General features: G+C 72.1%; 8 protein-coding genes. All 8 read right to left on the reverse strand.

Annotated features, from left to right (window positions below; genetic code table 11):
• Window positions 1-56 precede the first annotated feature (56 nt).
• On the reverse strand, window positions 57-1,085 hold the full coding sequence (locus ABZ260_RS42675; RefSeq protein ID WP_355629254.1) for a lytic polysaccharide monooxygenase: 1,029 nt from the start codon (window positions 1,083-1,085) through the stop codon (window positions 57-59).
• A 532-nt stretch (window positions 1,086-1,617) separates the two neighbouring features.
• Window positions 1,618-2,370, reverse strand: coding sequence for an SDR family oxidoreductase (locus ABZ260_RS42680; protein WP_355629257.1), 753 nt, complete (start codon window positions 2,368-2,370; stop codon window positions 1,618-1,620).
• A complete protein-coding gene (locus tag ABZ260_RS42685) occupies window positions 2,367-3,161 on the reverse strand; it encodes an enoyl-CoA hydratase/isomerase family protein (protein WP_355629260.1) in 795 nt (264 codons plus the stop codon). Before ABZ260_RS42685 ends, ABZ260_RS42680 begins: the two co-directional genes overlap by 4 nt.
• 1 nt (window position 3,162) lies before the next feature.
• The gene (locus ABZ260_RS42690) at window positions 3,163-3,393 is read right to left on the reverse strand and encodes a hypothetical protein (protein ID WP_355629263.1); all 231 of its coding nucleotides are present in this window, start codon (window positions 3,391-3,393) and stop codon (window positions 3,163-3,165) included.
• A gap of 46 nt (window positions 3,394-3,439) precedes the next feature.
• On the reverse strand, window positions 3,440-5,110 hold the full coding sequence (locus ABZ260_RS42695) for a CocE/NonD family hydrolase (RefSeq protein WP_355629266.1): 1,671 nt from the start codon (window positions 5,108-5,110) through the stop codon (window positions 3,440-3,442).
• Window positions 5,110-5,880, reverse strand: a complete 771-nt coding sequence (locus tag ABZ260_RS42700) for an SDR family oxidoreductase (protein WP_355629270.1) — start codon at window positions 5,878-5,880, stop codon at window positions 5,110-5,112. The genes ABZ260_RS42695 and ABZ260_RS42700 overlap by 1 nt, the downstream gene beginning before the upstream one ends.
• Before the next feature lie 10 nt (window positions 5,881-5,890).
• Entirely contained in the window at window positions 5,891-6,718 is an 828-nt protein-coding gene (locus ABZ260_RS42705) for an enoyl-CoA hydratase-related protein (protein WP_355629273.1), read from the reverse strand.
• Window positions 6,715-7,377 (reverse strand): SDR family oxidoreductase (locus tag ABZ260_RS42710; RefSeq protein ID WP_355629276.1); only part of this gene is annotated, 663 nt, incomplete at its 5' end. The genes ABZ260_RS42705 and ABZ260_RS42710, both read right to left, overlap by 4 nt.

Genomic DNA, 7,377 nt, shown 5'->3' on the forward strand with positions numbered 1-7,377 from the left:
TCCGCACGTCGGCGGTGTCGATCGAGCCGAGGACCCTGCTCTGGTCGGCGGGGAGATCAGGTCGCGGTGCAGGTGAGGGTGGGTGTGCCGCTGGTGCCGGAGCCGATGAACCCGAAGGTGGTGGCGGTGCCGGCGCCCAGTGAGCCGTTGTAGGCGGCGTTGCGGGCGCTGACCGCGGATCCGCTGGCGGTCACGGTCGCACTCCACGCCGAGCTGACCTGCTCACCGCCGGTGAAGGTCCAGTTCACCGTCCAGCCGGTGATCGCGCCGGAGCCGGCGGTCACGCGTACCTCGGCCTGGAAGCCGCCGGACCACTGGGAGACGGTGCGGTAGGTGGCCGAGCAGCCACCGGCCGGGGGCGAGGTGGGAGTCGGCGTGGGAGTGGGGGTCGGAGTCGGCGTGGGAGTCGGCGTGGGAGTCGGCGTAGGCGTGGGGGTGGGGGTGGGGGTGGGGTTCGTGCCGCCGGTGAAGTTGACGTCGCTGCAGAAGTAGTAGGACTGGTCGGAGTGGCTGGCCTGCCAGATGGTGTAGACGACGTGGTGGCCGGTACGGCCGGGCGCGTACACATCAATGGGCGTGGTGAGACCGGTGGGCACCTTGCCCACCTGGTTGACCAGTTCCAGGTCGCTCCACCTCAGCCGCTGGGTCTTGGGATCGTAGCCCTGTTTGGTGACGTAGACGCGGATGTAGTCCGCACCGTGCGAGGCCTGGTCCATCAGGTTCATGGTGAACCTGGCGGGGCGGTCCACGGTCTTCCACGCGCCCGGCACGTCCATGGAGGCGTAGCGGCCGCTTTCGGTCAGGCCGCCGCTGCACAGCTGCCCGTCGGGGATCGCGGCCTGGTGGTTACCGGCGACGCCCTCGCGGTACAGCCCGTTCCAGTTCCACATCGCGTTGGTGTTGTTCTGCCATGCCTGCCAGCACATGGGGTCCTGCTGGGCCATGGCCGGGTTCTGGAAGTCGCTCCCCCAGCGCAGCCAGCAGCCGTAGTTGCGCGAGGCCGGGTCGCTGATCGAGCCGTGCGCCGAGGCGGGGACGACCATCACGGTGGTGAGCATGAGCGCGGCCGCGACCGCGACGAACACCCGCCGTAACCCGCTCCGGCGGGGAGGTGCGTCGGATGCGCCGGTATGGCCGCGTAAGAGTCGGAGCACGTGTGAACTCATCTGCACAGGTTTCCTTTCGAATGCTGGGATGACGAGTCCTGGCACGCCGAGTGAGGGCCGAGTCCTCATGCCAGAGGTGTCCCCACCGTCACCCAGTCCCCGGTCAGCGGCAACAGTGATCTATGGCTCTCGGCGGGCAACGGGCCGGGAGCTGGCCATACACCGCAAAGTCGGATGAAAAGTTCATCTACTCCGCCCGCACTCGTAGGCGCCGACGAGCACGAAGCCGGGCCGCGATCGTCCGTCCGATGAAAGTGGACTCGGCGATCGCGAGTCCGCCGCCCCCCAGCGCCTGACCAGGTTGGCCGGACCTGCTCGCTGCGGCAGCCGCGGAACCTCCGAGAAGCCCCCGGCGGCCGCTACCGCCGGGGGCCGAGGTCCGGTGACTACACGAACCGCCACAGGCGGTCGTTGGCTCCGTCAGGGAAGGGGGCGCGGGTGAGGTCATGGCTCAGCGCAGGGAGTTCCCTCCGTCGGTGATGATGGAGCGCCCGGTGATCCAGTCGGCATTCTCGCCGCACAGGAACGCGATGACCTTGGCCAGATCTTCGGGGGAGCCGGCGCGGCCCAGCGGTGTGGCGCGCGCGGCGGCGGCCAGGAGGCGCTCCGGGTCGGGGCTGATCTCGCGCAGCGCGTCCGTCGCCACCACGCCGCCGCTCACCAGGTTGACCGTGATGCCGTCGCGGCCGAGTTCCACCGCGAGGTAGCGGACGACGCTCTCGGCCGCGGCCATGGCGGCGGCGATCGCCGCGTAGCCGGGGACGTGCCTGCTCGTCCCGGTGCTCACGGTCGTCACGACCCGGCCGCCGCCGGCCAGTTGCGGGCGTGCCGCGGCCACGAGGGCGAGGAGGGAGCCGACGCGGGTGGCGAACATCTGCTCGTAGGTATGCCAGGGGGTCTCGAGTGCCTTTCCCAGGGACGGCGAGGCGGAGCCGAATCCGGTCGCATTGGAGATGACCGCACGGACGGGCCCGAGCCGTTCGCCCGCTGCACGCACGAACTCCGCGCACTGCTCCTGGTCGGCGACGTCCAGCGCGAAGGCGGCGGCGTGTCCGCCGTCCCGGTGGATCTCGTCGACGACTTCGGCGGCGGACTCGGCGTTCCGGTGGTAGCCGACCGCGACGGCGTAACCGTCGCGTGCGAGCGTGAACGCGGCCGCCCGGCCGATGCCCCGGCCGGCTCCGGTGATGACGGCGGTCTTCACGGGCGCTCCCCGAAGGTGATGTGGTCGTCGTCCGCCGCCTCGGCGTAGCGGCGGCGCGCCGCTTCCTGGAGCCTCCTGGATTCAGGGCTGGCCAGCCTCTCCGCGAAGAGTGCGGCCTCCAGCCGGAGACCTTCGGCGAGCGGCAGCCGGGGGCCCTCGACGAGTGCGCGCTTCGCGGCGGCGAGGGCGGCGGCGGGACGGGACGCCATGTCGCGCGCGAGCCGCAGAACCTCCGCCTGGAAGTTCGGCGTGGGAAGCACCCGTTCGACGAATCCGGCGGCCCTGGCCTGTTCGGCGGTGAGGACGTCACCGGTGAGGACGACATCGGCGGCCCGACCGGGGCCGATCAGCCGGGCCAGCCGCTGGGTGCCGCCCGCCCCGGGGATGATGCCGAGCGCGGTCTCGAGCAGGCTGAAGTGGGCGGCGGCCGAGGCCCATCGCAGGGTGCAGGCCAGGGACAGCTCGATGCCGCCGCCCCATGCCTGGCCGTCGATCGCGGCGATCACCGGCTGCGGGATCCGCTCGACGCGTCGCATCGCGGTGTACCAGATCCTGGCCCGCGGCATCGGCCCCCGGGAGAGTTCGGCGAGCTCGTCCAGGTCGGCGTGCGCGATGAAGTAGCCGGGGACATCGCTGGTCAGCGTCACGACCCTGATGTCCGGCGCGGTCTCCAGCCGGGCGAGTTCCGCGTCCAGCTCTTCGAGCGCGGCGAAGGTGAGGAAGTTACGTGGCGGGTTTCGGTAGGTGAGGACGGCGACACCGTCGACGTCCTCCCGGCTCCACATCGTCATGTCAGTCCTCCGGTGAGTCGAGTCCGTGCTCAGCGAGAAAGTGCAGCACGGTGTTGACGAGATGGGCGGCGTCCGATACGGCGAGGTACCGGGCCAGCGGGTCCCTCCGCTCCCAGATCGGCATCGAGGCGCGAAAGTCACCGAACCTGTCGTGTTCGCCGCGCAGCGGCGGTTCGGGCAGTTCGATCCGGTATCCGGGCTCGGGGTGAAGGGCGCCGACCAGGCTCGCCATGACCGCGACCATGTCCCGGTGCGCTGGGCGGTCCGGTGCCGCGGCGTCACGGGCCCGCCCCGTCGCCCAGGAGGAGGACCGACGTCCCGTAGTGGACGCTCTGGGTGGACGGCGTGCCCGGTCCGGCCGTGGCGGGCGGCCCCCCGTCCCCCTGGTTGCGGTCGTAGTGGGGGAAGTTGCTGCTGGACAGCAGCAGACCGATCCGGTGGCCGGCCGGGAACCGCTGGGCCGTGTGCCCGAGATCGATGTCCAGCCGGACCGGTTCTCCCCGTGGCACCGGGGTGTCGAGGCCGTCTCGGTGGCTCAGCCTGATCACACCCTCACAGACCGGCAGCATCCGCCCGTCGGGCAGTTGGTCCACCAGCCGGGCCATCACGTCGGCGTCCGCCGCGTCGGTGGCGAAGGTGAGCTTCAGCCGTACCGGGCCGATGACGTCCGTGTCCTCGGTGAGCACGTCGCCGAGATAGACGAGGACGTCGGGTCGCTTGGCCGTTCGGCTGAGGTCCAGCGGCCCGGGGACGAGGCGGCCGAGGTGCAGGACGCGCCCGCCGTGGCTCGGCACCGGATCGTCCGGATCGTGGAGGTAGCCGTCCGGTGTGGCCGGGTTCGCCGTGTCGGGCACGGCGGTCAGTCGTCCCGGCGTCCCGCCCGGCGCGGCGGGCCCCGTCGGGTACAGGGCGTGCCCGGCGGCCTCCGCCGGCGGCCATCGCTCGGCGGTGCGCCACTCGTCCGTACCCATCTGGAAGTACCGGACGGGGGCAGGACCGTCCGCTCCGTCCAGGCAGCGGCGGAAGAACTCCAGGTGCCGGGTGGGCAGCCGGGCGGCCGCCGCGGAGGCCGCGACACCGAAGTTGACCTCGCCCTGCAGGTGGGACAGGGCGCCGGTGTGCGCCCAGGGGCCGACGATCAGCTCGTGCCGCAGGTCCGGCCGCAGCCTGCGCATCTCCAGGTGCCCGCGGATGGTCGCGGTGGCGTAGACGTCGTACCAGCCGGTCACCGACAGGGTCGGCACCTCCACCGCCGCGTGGTCCCAGTCGGGCAGGGCCTGGATCCGTCCGTCCAGCAGGTCGCCGATCCGGATCGGGAATCCGGGCAGGTCCAGTTCCGGCATGCCCACGAGCGGCAGCCGCCGCATCGCTCGCGCCGGATCATGAATCAATGACGCGACCTTGGCGACCAGCGACGGGTCGGCGTCCGGTCCCTGCCGGCCCAGCCAGTCGGCGGCCATGTAGGCCAGCCACCCGACGAGGTGGTCCAGCCGCAGCGCGCCGCCGGTGTCGCGGGCGTCGGCCGCCGCGCCGGTCGTCATGGCAGGGGCGATGCCGCGCAGGTGGGGCGGGCGTTCGGCCGCGCCGAGCCAGGCGATGATGCCGAGGTAGGAGGTGCCCGCGAGGAACACGTTGCCGTCACACCAGGGCTGTGCCGCCGCCCACTCCACCGTGTCGTAGGTGTCCCTGGCCTCCTGCTCCCACATGACGGCCCGCCACTCGCCGTCGGAGTCGAAGCGGCCCCTGGTGTCCTGCACCAGCGCGGCGAACCCTCCGGCGAGGCAGTGCTGGGGTTGCAGCGTGTCGGAGCTGATCTGCCGCCGGCCGTACGGCGTCCTGAACACCACGGCCGGGGCCGGGGACGGGGGCCGCCACAGGTCGCCGCGCAGCAGCACGCCGTCCCGCATGGGGGCCTCGACGCCGCCTTCGATGCGTCCCAGTTCCGTCATCACACCTCCTTGAGAGTGAGCATCGTCCGGGCCATCTCGTTCCACCCGGCGGTCGCGCCGCCGTCCACGGTGAGGCTGCATCCGGTGAGGAAGGAACTGCCGGGCAGCGCGGCGAACACCGCGGCGCGGGCCTGTTCCTCGGGGGTGGCCAGCCGTCCGACGGCGGTGGTCGCGGTCAGCGAGTCGCGGAGCGGGCCCGGCGGCCACAGCTCGTCGACCATCCCGGTGTGCGTCGGCCCGGTGATCAGGGCCACCGCGCGGATCCCCTGCGCGCCGTAGTCGACGGCGATGGACTGGGCCAGGCCGACGAGAGCGTGCTTGGCCATGTTGTAGACCGGGGAGCGGGGGGTCGCCGCCACCCCGCACATCGACGAGGTGAACACGAACACTCCCCCGTGCGCGCGCATGTGCCGGACCGCGGAGCGCACCAGGTAGAAGTTGGCGTCGCAGCAGACGCCCATCACCTTGCGGTAGTCGTCGTCGGTGAGGCTGTGCGGGCGGCCGGGGACGTTGACGCCGGCGTTGCCGTGGACGACGTCGAGCCGGCCGTACCGGGCGACCACCCCGTCGACGACCTCGGCGACCTGTGCCGGATCGGAGACGTCCGCCTGGACGATGCCCTCTCCCGGGGTCAGGTCCACCCCGACGACCTCGGCCCCGACGGCCCGGAACAGCCTCATCGAGGCCGCGCCGATGCCGCTCGCCGCACCCGTGACCAGAACGACCCGGCCGTCGAGCCGGCCGAAGACGTCGCCGTCTGCCATGGTCATCCGCTCCTCCTCAACGGCCCGTGAATTCGGGGCTGCGCTTTTCGACGAAGGCACGTGCTCCTTCGACGGCATCATGGACTTCCCTGTTGTTGCGGATGTGGAAGGTGTTCTGGATCCGCAGTGCCTGCTCAAGCGGCTGGCCGTGCACCCGCTCGCGCAGCTGCTTGTAGAGCCCGATCGCGCCGGTCGGGCCGGCCGCGAGCCTGCGGGCCTCGGCGAGCACCGCGTCCCGCAGATCCCCCGATGGGACGACCCGGGTGTAGATGCCCAGGCGTTCGGCGTCGGTGGCGTCGAGCAGCCCGCCGGACAGATAGATCTCGGTCGCCTTGGCGCTCCCGACGATCCGGGCCAGCATCACGGCGGTACCGGTCTGCGCCACGTTCACCAGGCAGCTCCCGATCCGGGCCGTGTCCGAGGCGATCCGCAGGTCGGCGGCGCAGGCCAGCTCGGTGCCCGCCCCGGCCGCGGGGCCGTTGACCGCCGCGATGACCGGCTGCGGCGCCGTGACGATGGCCTCGACGATCCGCAGGTACACGGGGTCGGCGGTGTCACCGAGCACCGGCGAGTGCCTGCGGTCCCCGGCGAGGTGCTCGTCCACCGCGCCGAGGTCGTCCCCGCCGCAGAAGGCACTGCCCGCCCCGCTCAGCACCACGACCCTGGCCTGCGGGTCGGTCTCGGCGTGCTCCAGCGCACGCAGCAGTTCCTCGCCGAGCGCGCGATCGAGCGCGTTGCGGCGGTCGGGGCGGTTCATGGTCAGCCACAGCACCCCCGGGGCCGGCCGGGAGACCAGCAAGGCCCCTTCACCGCCGGACGCCGTGCTCTCCTGTCCACGCATCATGCTCTGACCATCCCTCCATCGACGAACAATGCTTGGCCGGTGATGTAACCGGCCCCCGTTCCCAGCAGCCACACGATCGCGGCGGCGACCTCCTCCGGGTGCCCGCACCGGCCGATCGGCAGCCGGGCGGCGACCTTCTCCGCCAGCCCGCGAAGCCCGCTCACGTCGAGCATCGGGGTGTCGATGAAGCCGGGGCACACGGCGTTCGCGCGAACGCCGAGCGGTCCCAGTTCGACGGCGAGCGAGCGGGTCAGGCTCAGCAGCCCGCCCTTGCTCGCGTCGTAGGCGGCCTGCCCGGCGAACCCGGTCACCGCGATCGAGCAGACGTTGACGATGGCGGAGCCCGGCCGTCCGGCGAGGGCGGGTGCCGCCGCACGGGCCAGCCGGAACGGCGCCGACAGGTTGATCTCCATGACGCGCGCCCAGTCGGCGGTGCTGTGCTCGCCCAGTGCCGCGCGGTGCTCCACGCCGGCGTTGTTGACGAGACCGTCGAGGCCTCCGAGCCGGTCGAGTGCCTGCTCGACGATCCGCTGCGGCGCTCCGCTCTCCGTCAGGTCGAGCCGCACCACCGGGGGACGGCGGTACTGCTGGTCGTCTCCGGCCTCATCTTCGGGCTCAGCGCGCTCATCGCCAGGACCATGGACCGGCGGCTGCTCGGC

The sequence above is a fragment of the Streptosporangium sp. NPDC006013 genome (assembly GCF_040614275.1).
GTDB lineage: Bacteria > Actinomycetota > Actinomycetes > Streptosporangiales > Streptosporangiaceae > Streptosporangium.

What these genes read in the sequence shown, in the direction of transcription:
- ABZ260_RS42685 (WP_355629260.1), bottom strand. Translation starts at nt 3,161, where the DNA reads ATGACGATGTGGAGCCGGGAGGACGTCGACGGTGTCGCCGTCCTCACC.
- ABZ260_RS42690 (WP_355629263.1), bottom strand. Translation starts at nt 3,393, where the DNA reads ATGGCGAGCCTGGTCGGCGCCCTTCACCCCGAGCCCGGATACCGGATC.
- ABZ260_RS42695 (WP_355629266.1), bottom strand. Translation starts at nt 5,110, where the DNA reads ATGACGGAACTGGGACGCATCGAAGGCGGCGTCGAGGCCCCCATGCGG.
- ABZ260_RS42700 (WP_355629270.1), bottom strand. Translation starts at nt 5,880, where the DNA reads ATGACCATGGCAGACGGCGACGTCTTCGGCCGGCTCGACGGCCGGGTC.
- ABZ260_RS42705 (WP_355629273.1), bottom strand. Translation starts at nt 6,718, where the DNA reads ATGATGCGTGGACAGGAGAGCACGGCGTCCGGCGGTGAAGGGGCCTTG.